Annotated in this window: 22 protein-coding genes and 1 riboswitch; of the genes, 6 read left to right on the top strand and 16 right to left on the bottom strand. The window is 41.4% G+C overall.

Translation table 11 applies throughout. The annotated features are described in order from the left end of the window. Positions 1 to 8: 8 nt before the first annotated feature. Positions 9 to 497, top strand: a complete 489-nt coding sequence (locus tag V514_RS0103680; RefSeq protein ID WP_029498390.1) for a DUF309 domain-containing protein — start codon at positions 9 to 11, stop codon at positions 495 to 497. Positions 498 to 544: 47 nt separating this feature from the next. Here the strand turns inward: V514_RS0103680 and V514_RS0103675 are convergent, their stop codons facing one another. From V514_RS0103675 to V514_RS0103640, 8 genes are all read right to left on the bottom strand, one after another. Next, complete coding sequence (locus tag V514_RS0103675) at positions 545 to 916, bottom strand: GNAT family N-acetyltransferase (RefSeq protein WP_029498389.1); 372 nt, start codon at positions 914 to 916, stop codon at positions 545 to 547. 99 nt (positions 917 to 1,015) lie between these two features. Beyond that, positions 1,016 to 2,323 carry a diaminopimelate decarboxylase gene (lysA, locus tag V514_RS0103670; protein WP_029498388.1) on the bottom strand — a complete coding sequence of 436 codons (1,308 nt, stop codon included), beginning with the start codon at positions 2,321 to 2,323 and terminating at the stop codon, positions 1,016 to 1,018. 878 nt (positions 2,324 to 3,201) lie between these two features. Continuing rightward, entirely contained in the window at positions 3,202 to 4,335 is a 1,134-nt protein-coding gene (locus V514_RS0103665; protein WP_035944205.1) for an amidohydrolase, read from the bottom strand. Positions 4,336 to 4,452: 117 nt separating this feature from the next. Continuing rightward, on the bottom strand, positions 4,453 to 5,757 hold the full coding sequence (locus V514_RS0103660; RefSeq protein WP_029498386.1) for a pyrimidine-nucleoside phosphorylase: 1,305 nt from the start codon (positions 5,755 to 5,757) through the stop codon (positions 4,453 to 4,455). Between the two features lie 33 nt (positions 5,758 to 5,790). Further along, positions 5,791 to 6,993: a phosphopentomutase gene (deoB, locus tag V514_RS0103655; protein ID WP_029498385.1), complete on the bottom strand. Its 1,203-nt coding sequence runs from the start codon at positions 6,991 to 6,993 to the stop codon at positions 5,791 to 5,793. Positions 6,994 to 7,076: 83 nt separating this feature from the next. Next, entirely contained in the window at positions 7,077 to 7,982 is a 906-nt protein-coding gene (xerD, locus tag V514_RS0103650) for a site-specific tyrosine recombinase XerD (protein WP_029498384.1), read from the bottom strand. 92 nt (positions 7,983 to 8,074) lie between these two features. Next, entirely contained in the window at positions 8,075 to 8,536 is a 462-nt protein-coding gene (fur, locus tag V514_RS0103645; protein ID WP_029498383.1) for a ferric iron uptake transcriptional regulator, read from the bottom strand. 208 nt (positions 8,537 to 8,744) lie between these two features. Further along, on the bottom strand, positions 8,745 to 9,290 hold the full coding sequence (locus tag V514_RS0103640) for an NUDIX domain-containing protein (protein WP_029498382.1): 546 nt from the start codon (positions 9,288 to 9,290) through the stop codon (positions 8,745 to 8,747). Positions 9,291 to 9,359: 69 nt separating this feature from the next. Between V514_RS0103640 and V514_RS0103635 the strand changes: the two genes are divergently transcribed. Then, a complete protein-coding gene (locus V514_RS0103635; RefSeq protein WP_029498381.1) occupies positions 9,360 to 10,262 on the top strand; it encodes an aldo/keto reductase in 903 nt (300 codons plus the stop codon). A 44-nt stretch (positions 10,263 to 10,306) separates the two neighbouring features. Here V514_RS0103635 and V514_RS0103630 read toward each other — a convergent pair whose 3' ends face one another. The 5 genes from V514_RS0103630 to yneA form a co-directional block, all read right to left on the bottom strand. Continuing rightward, the gene (locus tag V514_RS0103630) at positions 10,307 to 10,573 is read right to left on the bottom strand and encodes a YqkE family protein (protein WP_029498380.1); all 267 of its coding nucleotides are present in this window, start codon (positions 10,571 to 10,573) and stop codon (positions 10,307 to 10,309) included. 73 nt (positions 10,574 to 10,646) lie between these two features. Continuing rightward, positions 10,647 to 10,892: a YneF family protein gene (locus V514_RS0103625; protein ID WP_029498379.1), complete on the bottom strand. Its 246-nt coding sequence runs from the start codon at positions 10,890 to 10,892 to the stop codon at positions 10,647 to 10,649. A 187-nt stretch (positions 10,893 to 11,079) separates the two neighbouring features. Then, entirely contained in the window at positions 11,080 to 13,071 is a 1,992-nt protein-coding gene (gene tkt, locus V514_RS0103620; protein ID WP_029498377.1) for a transketolase, read from the bottom strand. A gap of 203 nt (positions 13,072 to 13,274) precedes the next feature. Beyond that, on the bottom strand, positions 13,275 to 13,520 hold the full coding sequence (locus V514_RS0103615; protein WP_029498375.1) for a DUF896 domain-containing protein: 246 nt from the start codon (positions 13,518 to 13,520) through the stop codon (positions 13,275 to 13,277). A 72-nt stretch (positions 13,521 to 13,592) separates the two neighbouring features. Then, positions 13,593 to 13,904 carry a cell division suppressor protein YneA gene (yneA, locus tag V514_RS0103610; protein ID WP_081714988.1) on the bottom strand — a complete coding sequence of 104 codons (312 nt, stop codon included), beginning with the start codon at positions 13,902 to 13,904 and terminating at the stop codon, positions 13,593 to 13,595. 138 nt (positions 13,905 to 14,042) lie between these two features. Between yneA and lexA the strand changes: the two genes are divergently transcribed. Beyond that, positions 14,043 to 14,663 carry a transcriptional repressor LexA gene (gene lexA / locus V514_RS0103605; RefSeq protein ID WP_029498371.1) on the top strand — a complete coding sequence of 207 codons (621 nt, stop codon included), beginning with the start codon at positions 14,043 to 14,045 and terminating at the stop codon, positions 14,661 to 14,663. Positions 14,664 to 14,785: 122 nt separating this feature from the next. On the opposite strand, the gene V514_RS0103600 is transcribed toward lexA, so the two are convergent. After that, on the bottom strand, positions 14,786 to 15,229 hold the full coding sequence (locus V514_RS0103600; protein WP_152528934.1) for a hypothetical protein: 444 nt from the start codon (positions 15,227 to 15,229) through the stop codon (positions 14,786 to 14,788). Positions 15,230 to 15,468: 239 nt separating this feature from the next. On the opposite strand from V514_RS0103600, the gene V514_RS19605 reads away from it, so the two are divergent. From V514_RS19605 to V514_RS0103590, 3 genes are all read left to right on the top strand, one after another. Continuing rightward, positions 15,469 to 15,666, top strand: a complete 198-nt coding sequence (locus tag V514_RS19605) for a hypothetical protein (protein WP_051392421.1) — start codon at positions 15,469 to 15,471, stop codon at positions 15,664 to 15,666. A gap of 77 nt (positions 15,667 to 15,743) precedes the next feature. After that, positions 15,744 to 17,228 carry a bifunctional metallophosphatase/5'-nucleotidase gene (locus V514_RS18745; protein WP_051392420.1) on the top strand — a complete coding sequence of 495 codons (1,485 nt, stop codon included), beginning with the start codon at positions 15,744 to 15,746 and terminating at the stop codon, positions 17,226 to 17,228. 154 nt (positions 17,229 to 17,382) lie between these two features. After that, entirely contained in the window at positions 17,383 to 18,012 is a 630-nt protein-coding gene (locus tag V514_RS0103590; protein WP_029498368.1) for a DUF4309 domain-containing protein, read from the top strand. Between the two features lie 297 nt (positions 18,013 to 18,309). Further along, a riboswitch (cobalamin riboswitch) is annotated at positions 18,310 to 18,495 on the bottom strand. Between the two features lie 42 nt (positions 18,496 to 18,537). Here the strand turns inward: V514_RS0103590 and V514_RS0103585 are convergent. Together V514_RS0103585 and V514_RS19600 are read right to left on the bottom strand one after the other, a co-directional pair. Next, on the bottom strand, positions 18,538 to 19,014 hold the full coding sequence (locus tag V514_RS0103585) for a glutathione peroxidase (RefSeq protein WP_029498366.1): 477 nt from the start codon (positions 19,012 to 19,014) through the stop codon (positions 18,538 to 18,540). Positions 19,015 to 19,025: 11 nt separating this feature from the next. Further along, positions 19,026 to 21,041, bottom strand: a complete 2,016-nt coding sequence (locus V514_RS19600) for an FRG domain-containing protein (protein ID WP_029498364.1) — start codon at positions 21,039 to 21,041, stop codon at positions 19,026 to 19,028. Positions 21,042 to 21,091: the final 50 nt, after the last annotated feature.

Below are 21,091 nucleotides of genomic sequence, written 5' to 3'. Positions count from 1 at the left end.
GAAGCAAAATGTACAAACGTTCTTTCGTGTTATTTTTAAGTTATTTCAACCGCAATCGCGACTATTTTGAGTGCCATGAAGTGTTAGAGGAGCATTGGAAAGAGGTCGCACCAGGCATTCGCGACCACGAGCTTGTCGGCTTTATCCAACTCGCAACCGGCATGTATCACTGGCGACGTGGCAACTACCGCGGCGCGCAAACGATTTTAAAAAAAGCGTCACGTCATTTGCGTAGGCATCGTACGAGCATTTACTACCGCGGCATCGATATGGCAACGCTCTTGTCACAACTTACACATATCGAGCAACAAGTACAAACAGAAGCGCACTTCAAAGCATTTGCGATTTCAATTGTTGATGAAGCACTCGCCGAACAAGTTGCGACCGTGACACTTCCCGAACTAAGCACGGCCTTTCTTCGTGACAAACATAAATTGCGCAATCGCGACGACGTCCTTTTATTACGCGCTGAGCGACTAGCCGCCAAACATCATTAAAAAAGAGGATTCCCGCTCTACGCAGGAATCCTCTTTTTTTTATTTCGTTAAAGATGGGCATTCTCTTTTGCAATTTTTGTCGCCACATTATCATAATAACGTTGCACAATTTGACAAGGCACTAATTCGCCACACGCTTCTTCTGCCGCAACAGCTTCAAGCATTTGACGCCCAATTCCTTCCCCGCGGTGAGACGGATCGACCGTAATATGTCGTACAATCCATTGATCCGATTGTTTTTCGACACCTACTAAGCCGATATAATCTTCTTCGCATTTCCATAAGTAAAGCTGCCAAGCATCTTCGCTATCATACATACGAATCGTTTGCTGCAATACCTTGAGATTTTTCTCTTCTGGCATGAAAGAAAGTAGCCCCATCGCTATTTTTTCGAATGCTTTTTTATAACGATATAACATATTTTTATCCCTCTTCTTTTTTCGCCTCAAACTTCACGTTGACTATCCTACACGAAAAAATCGAACGATGCAACATTATTTCCAATAATTAGGAATCCATTACCACTGTAAATCGAGATCTAATTTCGCCATATCTGCATAGCTTTCGCGTTTAACAACGAGCTGATGTTTGCCATTTTCAACGAATACAACGGCTGGGCGGCCAACGCGATTGTAGTTTGAAGCCATTGAATAACCATACGCACCTGTACAGAACGTTGCTAAAATATCACCTGTTTGTACGACCGGTAGCTCAATATCTTCAATAATTTTATCGCCTGATTCACATAATTTACCGGCCACTGTGTAATTTGTCGTTAGCGCCGCATTCATGTTGTTCGCAATCGCCCCTTCATATTTTGCTTCGTAAAGTGCTGGGCGAATATTGTCGCTCATCCCACCATCGATTGCAATATATTCACGCACATCTGGTACGGTTTTATGAGAGCCTACCGTATAAAGCGTTGTACCCGCGTCCCCTACTAATGAACGGCCTGGCTCAATCCAGATTTCTGGTAACTCAATATTAAATTCAGCCGCTTCTTTTTTTACAGCCTTAATCATATCATCCACATAAACAGCTGGTTCTAATGGCGCATCCTCTGCTGTATAACGGATACCAAAACCACCACCAAGATTTAACACCGTCGCTTCAAAGCCATATTGTTGCTTCCATTCCGCCATTTTATCGACTACTTTTTTCGCCGCTAAACTAAATGCTTCCGTTTCAAAAATTTGTGAGCCGATATGGCAATGCATACCTTGTAATGCTAAATACTCATCTTCATATAACGCTTTAAACGCTTCATCTGCTTGTCCATTTGATAAATCAAAACCAAATTTTGAATCTGCTTGACCCGTTGTAATGAAGTCATGTGTATGTGCCTCAACACCCGGTGTTACACGAATTAATACGGCCATTTTTTGTTGGCGTTCACGCGTTAATTTTTTTAGTAAATCGATTTCATAAAAATTATCGATAACGATGCAGCCGATTTTCGACTCAAGTGCATACGTTAATTCTTCAACGCTTTTATTATTACCGTGGAAGTGGATTTTTTCAGTCGGGAAGCCCGCTTTCAATGCTGTGAACAGTTCACCGCCCGATACGACATCGACCGATAACCCTTCTTCTTTTGCGACTTGATAAATCGCTACTGCTGAAAAGGCTTTTGAGGCATACGCCACTTGTGCTTTGACATTTTCTTTTTTAAACGTATCGACAAAACCGCGTGCGCGTTCGCGGAAAAGGGCAATATCATAAACGAATAAAGGCGTGCCATACTCATTCGCTAAGTCGATTGTATCAACGCCACCAATCGCTAAATGACCTTCTGGTGTAATCGTTTGTGTCCCATATAAATGCATAACTATTCTCCCCTAACTCTACTGTTGAAATATTCATAAAAATTATTATACTCAGAACTTTAACATAAAAAAAGTAATAAACCTAATTATTTTGGATTTTTATGTATATCGCTGTATAAATGAATGAATTTCTGTAGTTTCTTCCATATAAAGTCTGGATGAAAAATCATGGCGTGCTATTTTCACAAGACACCTTCAAAAATCAAGCAGACCTTTTGTAAATCGCTGATGAGAAATCACTCATCAGAAATAAGCTATGAGCCCATGAAGCGTGTTTTAGATACGACATAGTTGAAAATAAGTGCCAAACAAGGCGAATACGCTTATGAAAAAAGCCGCTTTTACTAAACATGTTGCATAGGTTGTCAATGAAAATTTTTATTTACAACTGAAACATCATATCGTTACTATTTTTGCTGAGTCATTTGGGCGCTTTTTCACCGAAAAAAGGGCAAAAGCGGTCGATTTTGACGCTCTGACGGGCATTTTCCACACATAAAATTCGCGTCAAAAAGATGCCATGTCATTTATTCAAAAAACGACACTGTCGATCGCGACAACGCCGATTTTTTGGCAACACGCTGCTAAAAAAGCCCATTAACGAACAAAAACCGCGTCTATTGCGTCTCTAACGGGCATTTTTTGTCCGTTTTTGTAAAGTTTTGTTACAACATTTTTGTAACTATCGCCATAACATGCATAATTATTTTTGATTTTGCACATGCCAAGCAAATCGTTACTATTTTTGCCATGCTATTCACCTAGCATTGACGGTTATTTTTAATTATGTTGTATCTAAAACACGCTATCTGAGCTCCTAGCTAAATCGTCATAAGCCATATGAAAAAAGCACGTTCAAAAAATGAACGTGCTACACATTACGCTGCTGGCCACTGAGCCAATACGCGGACGGCAAGCTCGGCAAAATAATTGGCCGCCACGCTCAGCGCATCTTCTGATAACGTAAATGCCGGATGATGCCAACCATGCGGACCATCTACACCCATCCAAACGAAAAATCCAGGGATTGTCTGTTGATAAAAGGCAAAATCTTCACCTGCTGGATTTGGAATGGCTTCTACGGCTGTATAGCCTATTGCTTCTGCTGCTTCACGCGCCACCGCTTCAAATGCCGGTGCATTATCAACGACCGGTAAATATGGGAACCAGCGAAAATCTGCTGTTGCACCATAACTTGCGGCAATGCCTTCCGCTAATGCACGCATACGCTTGCCGGTCAACTCACGGTCCGCCTCTTGGAACGAGCGCACAGTCCCTTCTAACTCAGCTTTTTCGGGGATAACGTTCCACGTATTTCCTGCTTGGAATTTTGTCACGGACACGACCGTATTACTAAACGGGCTTAAATTGCGGCTAACAATCGATTGGAAGCTCGCAACAATTTGCGAGGCAATAACGATTGGGTCAATCGTGTCATTTGGAATACCAGCATGACCACCAATGCCAACAACATCCAATTCAAAACGGTCCACGCTCGCCATTAACGCCCCCGATTTCACGCCAATTGTACCAACCGGTAACTCTGGTTTATTGTGCATACCAAAAATCGCCGATACGCCGTCTAATACACCCTGTTTTACGACATAATCGGCCCCTTGTGCGACTTCTTCTGCCGGCTGAAAAATAATGCGGACTGTACCGTGTAATTCATCTGCACGCGCTTGTAATAATTTTGCGGCGCCAAGCATCGATGTCGCATGAAAATCATGACCACAAGCATGCATAACACCATCATTTTTTGACGTGAACGCGACACCAGACTGTTCAACAATTGGCAATGCATCAATGTCGGCTCGTAAAGCGATTAGCGGCCCTTTTTTTGTGCCACTAACTTCCGCGACAACGCCCGTTTTTAAACCAAAATCGACAATCCGAATACCCGCCTCTTTTAGCCATGCTGTTAAACGTTTTGTCGTATCATATTCATGAAATGATAGTTCTGGATGCTCATGTAACTCTCTACGATAAGCAACTAATTGTTGTAAATCCATGATTTGTTCCTTCTTTCTATCGTCGTTGTGTTTCATCGTATGCCGAGCGCTCTATGTTGTCAATATTTGTACAAACAAAAAAGGCTAGGAGGAGTCTCCTAACCTTTTAGCCTACGATTAAGCTGTAATAATTTCTTCAATTAATGCTGGAATCGCCGGTTTTGCCTCAACGATTGCAATATTTTCATAAATTTTATCGATGACGTCTTGTACATCTTCGCGATTTGCGTAAATGGTTACAAGTGAATCCCCTTCACACACTTCATCGCCGACTTTTTTATGCAACATTAAGCCAACTGCTAAATCAATTTCAGATTCTTTTGTAGCGCGGCCAGCACCTAATAGCATCGCCGCTGTCCCAATTTCATCGGCTACAATATGACCAATAAAGCCCGCTTGTGTGGCAGGCACTTCTATTGTATACGCTGCTTGTGGTAATAATGATGGCTCGTCAACTACTGCTGGGTTACCGCCTTGTGCAGCGATAAATTGCTTAAAGACAGCCAATGCCTTGCCGCTCGCGATGACGTCTTTTAATTGCGCGCGCGCTTCTTCAAGCGTTTCCGCATGCCCTGCGACAACGACCATTTGAGAACCTAATGTTAAGCATAACTCCGTTAAATCTGCCGGTCCATTACCTTGCAGCGTGTCAATCGCTTCTTTTACTTCTAGTGCATTACCGATTGCTGAGCCGAGTGGTTGGTCCATATCCGAAATAATGGCCATCGTTTTACGTCCAACGTCATTGCCGATTTTCACCATCGCTTTCGCGAGTTTAATCGAATCTTCTTTCGTTTTCATAAACGCGCCGTCACCTGTTTTAACGTCTAAAACAATGGCATCTGAACCTGCAGCAATTTTTTTACTCATAATCGAGCTCGCAATTAACGGAATGCTTGATACCGTACCCGTCACATCGCGTAGTGCATACAACTTTTTATCGGCAGGTGTTAAATTGCCCGATTGGCCAATCACCGCTACTTTAATATCGTTGACTTGTTTCGCAAATTGTTCAGTCGTTAATTCGACGTGGAAGCCTTCAATCGCTTCTAATTTATCGATTGTTCCACCTGTATGACCAAGTCCGCGACCACTCATTTTTGCAACCGGAACACCTGTAGCCGCTACTAATGGGCCTAATACTAGCGTTGTTGTATCGCCAACACCACCGGTAGAATGTTTGTCGACTTTAACGCCATCAATCGCTGATAAATCGATTTGGTCACCTGACTCGACCATTGCCATCGTTAAATCCGCGCGTTCACGGTCGCTCATATCTTGGAAATAAATTGCCATCGCCAAGCTGCTCGCTTGATAATCTGGAATCGTACCGTCTGTATAACCTTCAATAAAAAAGCGAATTTCTTTGGTTGTTAATTCGTGTCCATCACGTTTCTTTTCGATAATGTCTACCATGCGCATCGCATAATCCCTCATTTCATTAAGTTAAAAAATTTAATCGTTTAATGCATCTAAGAAGCTATGACCGAATGCGGGTAAGGCAACATCAAAGTTGTCGGCTACTGTCGCGCCAAGTGATGCGAATGTATGCATATGCGGCAACGCTTTACCACCATTAACAAAACGTTTTGAATACGCGATTAGTGGCACATATTCACGCGTATGGTCGGTGCCAGGGAACGTTGGGTCATTGCCGTGGTCCGCTGTAATTAATAATAAATCGTCATCGTTCATCGCTTCTAATACTTCCGGTAAACGACGATCGAATTCTTCGAGTGCTTCGCCGTAGCCAAGTGGGTCGCGGCGGTGGCCAAAGTTGGCATCAAAATCCACTAAATTTAAAAACGATAAACCGTGGAAATCACGTTTTACGACATCGACTAATTTGTCCATACCATCTGTGTTATTTTTCGTACGAATCGCTTCTGTGACACCTTCACCGTTGTAAATGTCTGAAATTTTACCGAGCGCGATTACATCTAAATTCGCATCTTTCATTTCATTCATCACCGTACGGCCAAATGGTTTTAATGCATAGTCATGGCGATTTGCGGTACGTGTAAAGCTTCCTGGCTCGCCAACGAATGGACGCGCAATAACGCGACCAACTAAAAATTCTGGTTGTTGTGTCAGTTCACGGGCGATTTTACAAATGTTGTAAAGCTCCTCTAACGGCACAATATCCTCATGTGCTGCGATTTGCATCACCGGATCTGCCGATGTGTAAACGATTAACGCACCTGTTTCCATATGCTCTTTCCCGTAATCTTCAATCACTTCGGTACCTGAGTACGGTAAGTTACATAAAATTTTGCGTCCTGTACGCGCTTCCAATTCATCTAGTAATGCTTTTGGGAAGCCTTGTGGATAAACTTTAAACGGTTTGTCAATGTTTAGACCCATAATTTCCCAGTGTCCTGTCATCGTATCTTTCCCTACCGAAGCTTCTTGCATATAACCAAAATAGGCGTCTGGTTTCGCGACGCTTGTCATACCTTGTAAATTTTCACGGCCGATTAAGCTGCGAATATTTGAATAGCCAAGGCGTTCCATCGTTGGCATATGAAGCCCTTTCATTTGTTCTGCGATGTGCCCTAAAGTATCAGCTCCTACATCGTTAAAGTTTGCTGCGTCTGGGGCTTCGCCGATACCGACAGAGTCCATAACGATTAAGTGAATACGTTTAAATGGTTTCATAACATGAACCCTCCTATCAATACTTTTATTTTAACAAATTTTGACGAAAAATAAACGTCGGACCTCTGACTTTCGTAAAAAAATTAGGCGCGTGGATGAAATTCCTTATAAACCTCGCGTAAACGCGTCTTACTAATATGCGTATAAATTTGCGTCGTCGATATATCCGCATGTCCTAACAACTCTTGTACAGCACGCAAATCAGCACCATTTTCGATTAAATGCGTCGCAAACGAATGGCGGAAAATATGCGGCGTCATGTTTTCAATGCCGACTTTCTCAGCGTAGGCTTTCAACAATTTCCATACGCCTTGTCTCGTTAGTCTTTTCCCCCGTTGATTCAAAAATAACGCTTCTGTGCGATTTTCTGGCTTTTCAAGTTGAAAGCGCGCTTGCTTTAAATACGTTTCACACGCCGCAATCGCCGTCCGCCCAATCGGTACGATACGCTCCTTGCCACCCTTACCAAAGACGCGCACAAAGCCCATCGTCAAATGAACATCATCTATATTTAAATCGATGCATTCAGAGATGCGCATGCCGGTCGCATAAAGTAGCTCTAACATCGCGCGGTCGCGGCTATTCGCTGGCGGCTTAGCGGTTGATGTCGCATTAATGAGCCCATCAATTTGTGCAATCGTTAACACTTCCGGCAACTTCTGCTCTAATTTCGGCAATTCAATATGTAACGTTGGGTCCGTATCACAGCGTTTTTCGCGCAATAAAAACTGGTGGAATGAGCGAATGGCCGAAATATGGCGCGATACCGTACGCGCTGAATTTCCTGCTTCGCGCAGTTCCTTTAAATGCACTAAAATATGAACGCGTTCAATCTCATGAAAATCTTTAAGTTGTTGTACATCAAAAATATGGGTCACATAACGCACTAAATCGCGGCGATATGACTGTAATGTATTGTCTGCTAGTTGTCGTTCGACGCGTAAAAAATGCACATAATCTGCTACTGCGTCCTCTGCTTGTTGCTTCATCTAATCCCTCCAACAAAAAAAGGACAGCATCTGCCATCCTTCCTCTAAGCTATAAACTTATTATGCCATCCTATTTACTCAAATAGGAAGTTTTATGATTCATGGTCGTTTGCGTGACGTTCATTACAACGCCAGCAAATGCCGTGAAATGTTAAGCGGTGGTCCTTAACTGTGAAATTCCAACGTTTTTCAACGACTGCTTCAACATCTTCAAGCAAATCTTCTTGGATTTCATCAACGGCGCCACATTCGATACAAACAAGGTGGTGATGGAAGTGAGCTGCACCTTCTTGACGAAGATCATAGCGTGATACTCCGTCACCGAAGTTAATTTTATCGACGATTTTAAGCTCTGTTAAAAGCTCTAACGTACGATAAACTGTCGCTAGCCCAATTTCCGGTGCTTTTTCTTTTACGAGTAAATAAACATCCTCAGCACTGAGGTGATCTTCTTCGTTTTCTAAAAGCACGCGTACCGTTGCTTCACGCTGCGGCGTCAGTTTATAGCTCGCACCATGTAGTTGTTTTTTAATACGATCAATACGGCTTTCCATATGACGCCCCCCTAAACTGTTCCTATTATACCAAACTATAAATTACGTTTTCAATATGATATGTTTTAATTACATTAGAATTATTACTAATTTAGAATAAATATAAAATGATTTTCAATTAGTAATTGCTACATGCACTATATTAGCGAACTATCATAAAAAATCAACTATTTTCACTTGAATTAGCAGTTTCTACATAAGAATGATTCTATTTCTGTCGCTGATTATAAAGCCACATCACCGCAATGATTGTTTTCGCGTCACAAATCGCACCTTGTGCCATTAATTGCTGCGCCTCTTCTAATGTAACAGCCGTCATGTCGACAAATTCATCGTCATCTAATGCTGCTGGGTCGTCGAGCTTAAAAATATCGCGCGCGACAAAAATATGGACGACTTCATCACAAAAACCGGGCGATGTCACAACTTCTTGTAAATACGTTAGGTTTTGCGTACCATAACCTGTTTCTTCTTCTAGCTCACGAAGCGCACAGACCGTCAACTCTTCGCCCGGTTCGATTTTACCTGCTGGAATTTCAACAATGGAGCGATTCAGTGCTTTGCGGTATTGCTCAACGACAATCAACTTGCCGTCTGCTGTAATCGGAATAATACCGACCGCTCCGGGATGTTTGACGATTTCACGTTTCGCTTGCTCACCGTTTGGTAGCGTCACCGTATCGACTTGCACGTCAATTACGCGGCCGCTAAAAATCGCTTCGGTTGCAATCGTTTTTTCTTCAAATTTAACCATATTTTTTTCTCCTATCATTTTCCTTTTGCTGTTATTCATTGTACCATGTTTTAAAAGGGGGCGTTTACTATGCGCAAACGAACATTAGGACAAAGTGAGCTGCACGTTTCAGAATTAGGTTTTGGTTGTATGTCACTGCCTATGGACCAGCAAGCAGCCAACCGAATTATCGATGTCGCCATTGACCACGGCATTAATTATTTTGATACGGCAGACCTGTATAATAGAGGAGATAATGAACGGGTTGTCGGCGAAGCACTAAAAGCGAAGCGCGAGCACGTTTATATTGCGTCAAAAGTTGGCAACGTGTGGAATGCTGAGCGTGAAGGATGGCACTGGAATGCTTCAAAAGAGCATATTATGAACGCTGTAAAAGAGAGCTTAACGCGCCTGCAAACGGATTATCTCGACTTTTATCAACTGCATGGTGGCACGCTTGATGATTCATTTAGTGACGTCATCGATGCGTTTGAAACATTAAAAAAACAAGGTTTAATTCGCGCCTATGGTATTTCATCGATTCGCCCAAATGTGCTGAAAACATTTTTACCACTCGGCGCAGCAGATGGTGTCATGATGCAATATAGCGCACTTGACCGCCGTCCTGAAGAATGGTTTGATTTTATTCGAGCGCAAGGAGCTTCGGTTGTGTCACGCGGCACGATTGCGAAAGGGTTATTAACGAATGATTGGCCGGCGCGCCTCGCAAAACATGATGGCTATTTATCGTATTCGCAGCCACAATTAATCGAAACATTAGGTACTATTAACGATATGTATCCAGATGTCCTGACAGCGGCGCTAAGCTACAATTTGGCGCATGATGTTGTCGCTAGTACAATCGTTGGCGCTTCAAGCGTTGAACAACTGACGCAAAATATTGACGCCTACAATCGTATCTCACCAGATTTTGATTATGCGGCCATTGCCAACGTCACGAAAAAGGAACTTTATACGACGCATCGCGACTAAAAAAAAGCAGGAATCTCCGCATTGGATGATTCCTGCTTTTATCATTATTTTTTTGACTTTGTATCGCCAAAGCCATATTCATCTAACAGTTCCGAAAATGACATGTTTTTCTCGCGTTGCTTTTTCTCTTTTGCCGCGCGCTCTTTAGCAGCTTGCTTGTCGTCTTGCTCTTTTTGTTGTAATTCTTTTTTCGCGTTTTTTAATTGCGCTAATAAGTCGCCACCGAGTTGGTCGGCTACTGTTACTTTATCGTCTTGCTGTTTTTTTGCACCCGCTTGCGCCTGGGCCTGGCGTTGTTGTTTTTTTGCCATCAAATCATTCCCCCTATTAAAAATAGCTACCTAAACGTCTCAATGTTGAGTTGTCAGGCAGCTATTTTAACGATTACTTTTTATTTTTTTTACCAAGTTGTTGGTCAGTTGCTTTATTCATTTGAGACATAACTTGACGTACTTGTTTTTCAGATGGTTTACGGCCCATTTGCGTCATCATCATACGAAGCATATCTTCATTGATTGGTGGATTTTCTTTAAGGTATTTCATCATGTATTGACGAGCCAAAAAGAAACCGCCGACAGCACCCACGATAAGGGCTACAATGATAAGAACGATAGCTAATGCTGTATTCACGTAGTTTCCTCCTCTTTTGCATAACACGAGATAAATCTCTCCGAAAGTCATTATACAATAAAAACTTTATCGTTACTAGCGTTTGCGGAATTTCATCGTTCGTTCACAAAGAAATTGTCAGCTGAAACGCTGAAAACAAAAAAGAGAAACCGCCTTTTTAGACGTTTTCCCCTTTTTTAAAGATTTCTTAAAGTGCTTTTACTTTTGAAACAACATTGTCAACAGTAAAACCATATTCTTCGATTACTTTATTACCTGGAGCAGAAGCACCAAATGTATCGATTGCAAGAACATCACCGTCGAAACCAACATATTTATGCCAACCGAATGATGCCGCCATTTCGATTGCTAAACGTTTTGTTACGGCTTTCGGTAATACAGACTCTTTGTATGCTGCATCTTGTGCATCAAAGCGAGCCATATCTGGCATTGAAACAACTTGTGCGTCAATTCCTTCTGCAGCTAATGCTTGTTGTGCTTCAACAGCTAAACCAACTTCAGAACCTGTTGCGATTAAAATTGCATCTGCTACGTCTTTTTTCGCTGGTGATACAACGTATGCACCTTTTGCAACGCCTTCGTATACCGTTTCTTTTGCTGCGTCAAGAACTGGTAAGTTTTGACGAGAAAGTACTAATGCTGTAGGTGTTGATTCAGATGTTAAGGCTAGTTTCCACGCTGCTGCTGATTCGTTCGCATCTGCTGGACGAATTACAGAAAGATTTGGCATCGCACGTAATGCCGCTAAATGTTCGATTGGTTCATGTGTTGGACCATCTTCACCGACAGCGATTGAGTCATGTGTGAATACATATGTGACAGGTAAGCCCATTAGTGCTGATAAGCGAATTGCTGGGCGCACGTAGTCAGAGAATACGAAGAACGTACCACCAAAGACGTTTAAGCCACCGTGAAGTGCCATACCGTTAAGTGCTGCACCCATTGCAAATTCACGTACGCCGAACCAAATGTTGCGGCCTTCTGGTGATTGCGCTGAGAAGTCGCCTGCACCTTTGATTGTTGTTTTATTTGAGCCTGCAAGGTCAGCAGAACCACCGAAGAATGATGGGACCGCTTTTGCGATAGCGTTAATTACGTCACCTGAAGATGAACGTGTCGCTACTGATTTACCCGTTTCGTATACAGGGAAATCTGCATCAAAGTTCTCTGGTAATTTACCAGCGATTGCTTGTTCAAATTGTGTTGCAAGCTCTGGGAATGCTGCTTTGTAGCCAGCGAATAATTCATTCCAGTTCGCTTCAACTTGTGCACTTGCTGCTGCTGCATCGTTGAATGTTGTATAAACTTCTTCTGGTACGAAGAAATCCTCACCTTCCCAGCCGTAAGCTGCTTTTGTTAATGCTACTTCATCGGTACCTAGTGGCGCACCGTGAGAATCTGATTTACCAGATTTATTTGGAGAACCGAAGCCAATTACTGTTTTAATTTCGATTAATGTTGGTTGGCCTTCATGTGCTTTTGCTTGTTCAATTGCAGTATTGATTGCTTCAACATCTGTACCATCTTCTACTAAAATGTAGTTCCAGCCATAAGATTTGAAACGAGCTGCTGTTTGATCAGAGAATGATTTGTTTAAATCACCATCTAATGAGATGTCATTTGAATCGTATAAAACGATCAGTTTTTCTAAGTTTAAGTGACCAGCAAGTGAAGCTGCTTCTGCAGAAACACCTTCCATTAAATCGCCATCGCCGCAAAGTGCGAATGTGTAGTGATCGACTACGTCATAGTTTGGTTTGTTGTATGTTGCAGCTAAATGTGTTTCAGCCATCGCCATACCAACTGCCATTGAGATCCCTTGACCTAATGGACCTGTAGTCGCTTCAACGCCGACTGTGTGACCGAACTCTGGGTGACCTGGTGTTTTAGAACCCCATTGGCGGAAGCTTTTGATTTCTTCCATTTCAAGACCATAGCCACCTAAGTGAAGTAGGCTATAAAGTAACATTGAACCATGACCTGCTGATAAAACGAAGCGGTCGCGGTTGAACCAAGTTGGGTTTTTAGGGTTGTGGTGCATTTGTTTTGTCCAAAGCGTGTAAGCCATTGGCGCTGCCCCCATTGGTAAACCTGGGTGACCTGAGTTTGCTTTTTCAATCGCATCGATTGATAAAGTACGAATCGTGTTAATTGCTAACTGATCTGCTTGTTGCGTCATTGTAATATAGACATCCTTTCTAAAATAAGCAAAATATTGTACTACATACAGTCTAGTCAAAATTGTTAAAGAATACAATGATTTTTCAACCAATTGTAAGTGCCATGAAAAAATATTCCAATTTTCAAAATATTTTATCACTCAAAAAATTTCTAACTAGGAATTAAAAAACAGCAGACGTCCGACAACGTCTACTGTTTTTATTAATTTAAGCGCTTTAAATTCGCTTTCATCGCTTGAATTTGTTTTAGTTTTTCTGGCGTTACGTCATTGCCTTCTGGGTCCATCACGCGCACATTTTCAATTGTACGGCGCATATCGCCGCGAAATGCTTGCAAGTATTCTTGGCGAAGTGCTGATTGTTCTTTTGCTTCTTCCTGCGTTAGCGTACCAGCTTTTTTCTTTTTGGCTAATGCATTAATGCGGTTAATTTTTGCTTGTGGTAACATATTTTTTCTTCCCTTCATAAATCACTACTACAAAGGTATGAAAAAAATGCCTTAAACGCAAGTGTTTCGTCTTTATTTATTTGTCGCGACTTCGATTTCTTCTACGCTTTGTTGACCATTTGGCACGCTCAGTTCATCGCCAACAAACAAGCGATCATCATAGATGTTATTTTGTCGCTTCACCGATAGCAGCCACTCTTCGCGGTCCATATCGCCTTTATAACGTTCGGCTAACGTCCACAACGTATCACCATATTCGACTTTCACCGTACCAACATCGGTTGTCTCGAAAAGCCCATGTATTGTTAGAAGTATACTCCATACTACAATTGCCGATATTGCTGCCGTTGCACCATTTTTCTTCATCCACGTTATCACGAACATCACCCTTTCGAATAGTTGTTCCTATTTTAAAACGAACAAATATTCGTGTCAATGTTTTTTCGAACTTACGTTTGCATTGTTTGTTCGTATTTGCTATACTTTGAATATAATAGGCATAAACTAGGTGAGGTGAAAAAAATGAAGAAAGTTTCAAAACGACAAGAAGATATTTTAGCGTTTATTAAAGAAGAAGTACGCACAAAAGGCTATCCACCTTCAGTGCGCGAAATCGGTGAAGCCGTTGGTTTAGCATCTAGCTCTACCGTACACGGTCACTTAGCTCGCTTAGAGAGCAAAGGCTTGATTCGTCGAGATCCGACAAAACCTCGCGCTATTGAAATATTAGACCCAATCGGTGGCTCAATCACGAAAAAAGATGTCTTGCATGTGCCCCTTGTTGGAAAAGTAACAGCGGGCTTACCGATTACCGCAATCGAAAATATTGAAGAGTATTTCCCGATCCCATCGTCATATGCAACGTCCGATGACCAGATTTTCATGTTAGAAATTATGGGTGACTCCATGATTGAAGCAGGTATTTTAAATGGTGACTATGTCATCGTAAAACAACAAACATCCGCTAATAATGGCGATATCGTTGTGGCGATGACCGAAGAAAACGAAGCAACAGTTAAACGCTTCTATAAAGAAGAGCATCATTTCCGCTTACAACCTGAAAACTCAACAATGGCTCCCATCATCGTTGAAAAAGTATCGGTTTTAGGCAAAGTAGTAGGACTTTATCGTACCGTTATGTAAAACATCGTACATGATAAAGTGCAAAGCAGGAATCACGCTATTAGATTCCTGCTTTTTTCTACGTGGCCCCCGCTATTCCCATTAAAAAAAGGCTGAATTTTCATTCAACCTTCCTCTGCGCACTATGCGGCCAATTCGAGCGCAAGCATCGCAACTAACAATTGCTCATGATACGCGACATCTGTCCGTTTAATAATCGTCACACACTCATCAACGGCCAGAATCATTTTGACAGCGCCATCTACTACATATTCATAGCGCTGCGCTACGTTACGCAGTTCATACACGACACCGCGCACAGACGTATGATAACTCTGTTCAAATCTCGTCGTATCTAAAATCGTGCCATATGTCGGCAACACTAATTCGTATCCTTTCGCTAATTCCATAAAATGCGGCTGAAATTTACCAATTAATCGTTGCTCTAATGTCACTGCCTCATAGCTTCGTTTCGTACGCTGACCTTTCGATAAAAAAGGTGGCTCATTACACGAACGAATCTCACCAAGTTCTTGCTCCTCAAAAAACACTTTTACTGCCGGCATTGTCTGTATACAAGTCGTCAAATTATTGCTTCCTTTCATTTCAATCGTTCTACCTTCTATTATTCTATGATTGTCGCTTAGATGCTAGTTAAATAGCTTTTTTGTCGTACTAATTATGTTTATTTTGTGACCACAAAACACGGCGAATGAATCCATTTAATTACATTTAACCATGTATTTAAATACATAATTGAGAATCTATTTCTTTTGAATTATAATGATTTTATAACTATATTATGTATCATTAGGAAGACTTTAGATTGGTTCGTTCAAAATTTCTAGTGTCATTAGGTGCTACAGCAGCATTACTTTGTGCGGTGGCGCCTGCTGTAGATGCCAAATCAACAACAACGAAAAATGTACCAGTACAAATTTTAGGGATTAACGACCTAAACGGCTACATTGACAGTACATATTCAAACGCTGCAGGAAAAAAATCGGTGGTATATCATCATTAGCATACAATTTATCACAAGAAAAACGGACATTTGCGACGAAAAACAACTTAAAATCAGCAAACACCAATACGATTTCAGTGCATACAGATGATATTTTAGGCGGCGGCCCTGCGATTTCAGGCTTATTGCAAGACCATCCAACCATTTCAATTTTAAATGCGATGAACTTCCAACTAGGTGTTGTCGGCAACCATGAATTAAACGAAGGTCTCGATGAATTTTTACGCGTGATTCAAGGAAAAAAGGCCACTTATGACACGCCAAACTATGACCTTGTAAGTCGCTACAACATCGAGAAAAGTAAAGCGACGATTTTAGCGGCAAATGTCGTTCATAAAAAGTCGAAAAAAGCGATTAATGGTGTTAAACCATATGACATTAAAACGATTAACGGCGTCAAAGTCGGCTTTATCGGCGTTGTAGATCCGTATGTACAACAATTAATTATGCCAACGCATACGAAAAATCTAAGCTTCACTGACCCAGCAGAAGCCATTGCCAAATACGATAAAGAATTGCGCAAAAAAGGTGTTCAAGCTATCGTTGTCCTTGCTCATGCTAGCGTAGAAAATACCGGTACACACAACAATACGATTGAAACGCAACATAACAAACCGAATAAAGCGCAAGTTGGTGGGGCGGTTCCAGCAATCATCGATAAACTAGATAAAATCGCACCAAATCACTCAGTCGATATCGTCTTCGGTGGCCATAGTCATTCATTCGCTAATGGTGTTTACGGTAAAAATGATATTCGCGTCGTTGAATCACTCGATTACGGCAAGTCATACAATGTCGCAACCGGTAGTATTAGTCCAAAAACAAAGGATTTCGTAAAAACACCTGATGCTACAGTTAAATACAATTACACACGCTCAAATGCGGCTATCAAGAAAAATAGCGTCGCAACAAAAGTCGAGCGCCTTGTACAACATGCCTCACAGTTAACGAGTACGGTGACGCGTGCGCAAATTGCGACACTAAATGCGGAGCGCTTATCAAATGAGCGCGCTGTTAAACAGATTGGTGGCTCTGCAGTCGGTAATTTAGTAGCCGATTCACAAATCGCGCTTATGCAAAATTTACAGCGCCCTGTTGATTTTGCATTCACAAACTCAGGTGGCGTGCGCGATGATTTAGTGACAACGGTGAAAAACGGCCAAAAAATCGTCACATGGGAAGCGGCTCAAAAAGTACAACCATTTTCAAACTTCGTCTATACTGGCACATTAACAGGTGCACAAATTATAGCAGTATTAAATGAACAGTTTACGGGTGGTCGCGGCTTAGAAGTGGCAGGCCTACATTACACGTATAATGATGCCGGAATTGTAGATGTCTTCGTTGGCAATGCGACTACCGAAAAAATTGATCCGAACAAAGCGTACACAATCGTCATTAACAATTACTTAAAAGGTGGCGGCGATAACTTCGCAACATTTAAAAAGCTCGAACAAAGTGAAATTGTTGGGATTGATACCGATGCATTTATCGATTACTTAAAATCATTAAAAGCGATTCCAACGACATATACAGCACGCAATCAACAACTCTCAAATTAATTTTTTACGTTGCCAGCAATCACAATAACGCGTGATTGCTGTTTTTAAATCCAGAAATTGTGATTTTTCTTTAAAACAGCACGTTGTCCTATAGAAGTTTTGCTATAATTAAACACGGTGTTCTTTTTACCAAATTTCTATAGGAGGGGTTGCAATGAAAATCGCCCGACTTATCATACCATGTGTGCTCGCAACAGCAGTACTTCAAGCATGTACGTCTAGTTCAGCAACAAAAGAAACGGCAACAGAAGAAGATAATGCGACGACTTCGAATGCTGCCACGACTTCTACGGAACATACAAATGCTACATCGAAAAAAAATGACAGCATAGACGCAGCAGCGTTTTTAACCGCAACTGTCGCAGCCGCTAAAAACGGACAGCTTCCAAATGTACCGTTTACAGTTGGCCAAACAACGTATCAACAAGTTGAAGAACAATGGGGAAAACCGAACTTATCGTTTTTAAATACAGCGAATTATGTGCAATATCGCGTTGCAAAGCAGGAACAAATCGCTTATGGCATCGGTATTGGACGCGGACATACTTTATATGATTTACGCGCATTTGTAGCTGACGATGGTAAAACACCGTTGTCGAGCATTTCGTTTAAGAAAATCCAACAGCACTTAGGGAAACCTAGCGAAAAAACATTTATTGGACCGGACCGTATTTGGAGTTATCCATCCGGAAATTATACGTTAAAATTTATCGGTTCAGCAAAAGATCGTACACTCCATCATATTTCGGTTTATAGTAAAGTGTATGATGACTCAACACAATAACGTCATGGCAGGAATCGAATAATGATTCCTGTTTTTTTCAACAAAAAAAGAGACTGACTTATGCCAGCCTCTTTTCTCCGCTTGAAGATGAGTGATTCATTTTTTATGAATTTGGGGAGTTCTTAAAGAATGCAACGTTTCATCATTGAAGGGATTCAAGCGTTTTGAGTATAGGTGAGTTGAAGTATCTATACTTATCTCTCACAATAAAGTTTAAAAAAACAGCCGTCCACACAGGAGCAGCTGTCATCTACAAAATAATCTGTAGCCAACATCTTCCTATCCTCGTAGGTAAACTAGACGCTTTTGCATACGGCAGGTCTCCTGGCTCATACCTCTCGCTACCTCGCCCTTCCCGCTAAAAGCAGTGGTTATGCAAGGTCAACCGGTATTTACAGTTGCGGGACAGCGTTTGACTTTCACAAACTTCCCTTTTAAGTAAAATCACTTTGAAGATTTTACACCGCGTGCTGCATATTCGATTTACACTTGTAAGTATAACAAACGTTCATTAATTTTGCAATATTATAATAACTTTTCAATCGATTTTTTTAATGATTCTGGTTTATCTTTTGACGCAAAACGCTCGACAACTTCACCGTTGCGGTCTACTAAAAATTTTGTGAAATTCCATTTAATACTTTCACTTCCGAGTATCCCTTTAGCAGACGATGTCATAAATTTAAACACCGGCTCGGCATTGTCGCCATTGACGTCCGTCAGCTCATGCATTGGGAAGGTCACGCCGTAATCGCGGCGACATGCCGCTGCCGCTTCGGAGCCCGTTGCTACTTCTTGTTTAAATTGATTAGACGGAAAACCTAACACGACAAAACCACGCTGTTGGTAGTCTTCATACAATTTTTCAAGCCCGTCAAATTGCGGCGTAAAACCACATTTCGTTGCTGTATTAACAACGAGTACGACTTGACCTTTATATTTTTCTAATGAATACTGTTCCCCGTTTTCAAGTGTTGCGTGAAAATCATAAAAAGTGGTCATTCTTATTCCTCCTATTTTGCGAGTACGGTCCGTTTTAAATAGCTTGCGACGCGTTCATAATCTGGATAAATGGTCGATTCGTTAATTTCAATAACATCAAGCCATTCCTGCAAATCCGCCTTCACATTCGATGGTAAAATATAGCGCACTTTAATGCCATTTTTCGCCTCTTCTAATAGCACTTCAAGCATATCGAGCAAACGTGGGTTTAAGACATCTTCATAAACCGCTAAAAAGGCTTCAATTGAACGTACATCATCATTTTCATTTGACGTACGATAGCGAATTTCTTCGATTTTACGCTCACATTCATTGCGTTCAAGTAAACCGTTAATAATAAAAGCCCCGTGTTGACGCACAATACGCGTATTGTTTTGAATCGGGCGCACGACTAAAATATCAAGCATATCCATCGGGTTAATATTCGATGTATAATTAACGCCCTTTTTGCTCATCTCATGGACTAATTTATGCACGGACGCGTGGCTATTAAAATCTTCAATCATCGTATCGCGCACGGCGAGAACACTTTTACGTTTCGATGTCATGCCGTTCACTAAAAAGTCGTCAATGACTTTGTTTAGGCTCGTCAAAATGCATTTAATCGCATGGACCTTAATTTTATTTTTATCGCTGTATGACAGCAGTGGCAATGTGGCGAGCATTTCAGCTTTATCGCTATCATAATACTCTATACCTCGTTCTTCTTCCGCAAATACTAAAAATTCGCCGTCCATCTCCGGTTCCATCTCGGTCGCAAAAAATAGCGCAATTAATGGACTGCTCGTCAAATCGAGCAAACGCGTAGGCAATGAATAATGTTGCATCGATGCGAGCACTTCAAGTCCTTTGCTATATTGTGACAATTCCTCGGAACATTTAATATGCAAATCGCGATACATTTTCTCTTCGGATTCAAGCCACTTTTGTTTGCGATAAATACTTGGCGCCAAGCTATAATTGGAATCGCTATGCCCACGATACATAAAGTGATATTCATCCATTTCATATTCATCATATTGACGTGACTCATCAAATAAACGGCTATAAAATGGCGTAATATGTTGCAGTTTAACGAAGATTTCATTTTGATCATCGTCGCTATCTAAAATATTGCGCAGCGTATGGCTCGATTCAAATTCGCCGAGATGATTTAAAATCCATTCCGATTCCTTGCGATATGCCCTAAGTTGCCATTCGTTCGCTTTCTCATGCCAAATACGCCCGTCATATTGCTGTTGCTTGCGATTTTGATTAATGAGCATTTTATTAAATGCCGCTTCATCCTCAACAAACTCTAGCTGATACATCATCGCATTGTACATATACAGTTTTCGATGATGCGTTGTCGTCCTAAAAATCATAAACTGAAATACCTTTTTAAGGCGCTGCATAAAACGATGATTCAGTTCCCGATTTTCCTGTTCAAACGTATTTAAATCGCGGTCTAATTCAATTAAACGCGATTTTAAATTGCGAATGCTTTTGGAAATATCATTGATTTTTCGGTTCAATAACGAGCGTTTTTTGCGCGCTGTTTCTAGCTTGTCATGTAATTCTTTTTGTGCAAGTTCCTCATTTAATACCGCTTGGTCATCCAACTCTTCTTGCTGCTGAATTTCTAAATTAAAGCGCTGCATCAGTCGTTCATTCATGCGCTCTAATGCTTGTTGCTGCTTCGCAATCGTCGTTGATAGCGCCGCATACTCCTGCCTTCGCTCCGTATATAACGCGAACAATTCGCGTTGCTTCGTATTGTTATCTGAAATCATTTGGCGCTTATGTTCACGTTCATGCAAATAAATTTCATAGTCATTTTTTAATAATGTCACCGCTTCTAATAAGCGTTCAAAATACAGTTTGCTAATGCGCTCGCCACTTTTCGTAAAACGCGATTCAATCCACGCCTTCATTTCTTCAATCGATGTCGCGTCTAAATCATGTGTTCGTAAATAGTCATCGACGCACACATAATTATTCATATCAATAAAACTACCGATATGTTCAAAATATTTTTCGGTATTCATGCAAACGCCTCCTCGCCGTTATTATATAACGGTTGTGTTTTCGACACGCC

This window comes from Kurthia huakuii LAM0618 (assembly GCF_000505545.1).
Classification (GTDB): Bacteria; Bacillota; Bacilli; order Bacillales_A; family Planococcaceae; genus Kurthia; species Kurthia huakuii.
This window is presented reverse-complemented; position numbering and strand designations above follow the sequence as displayed.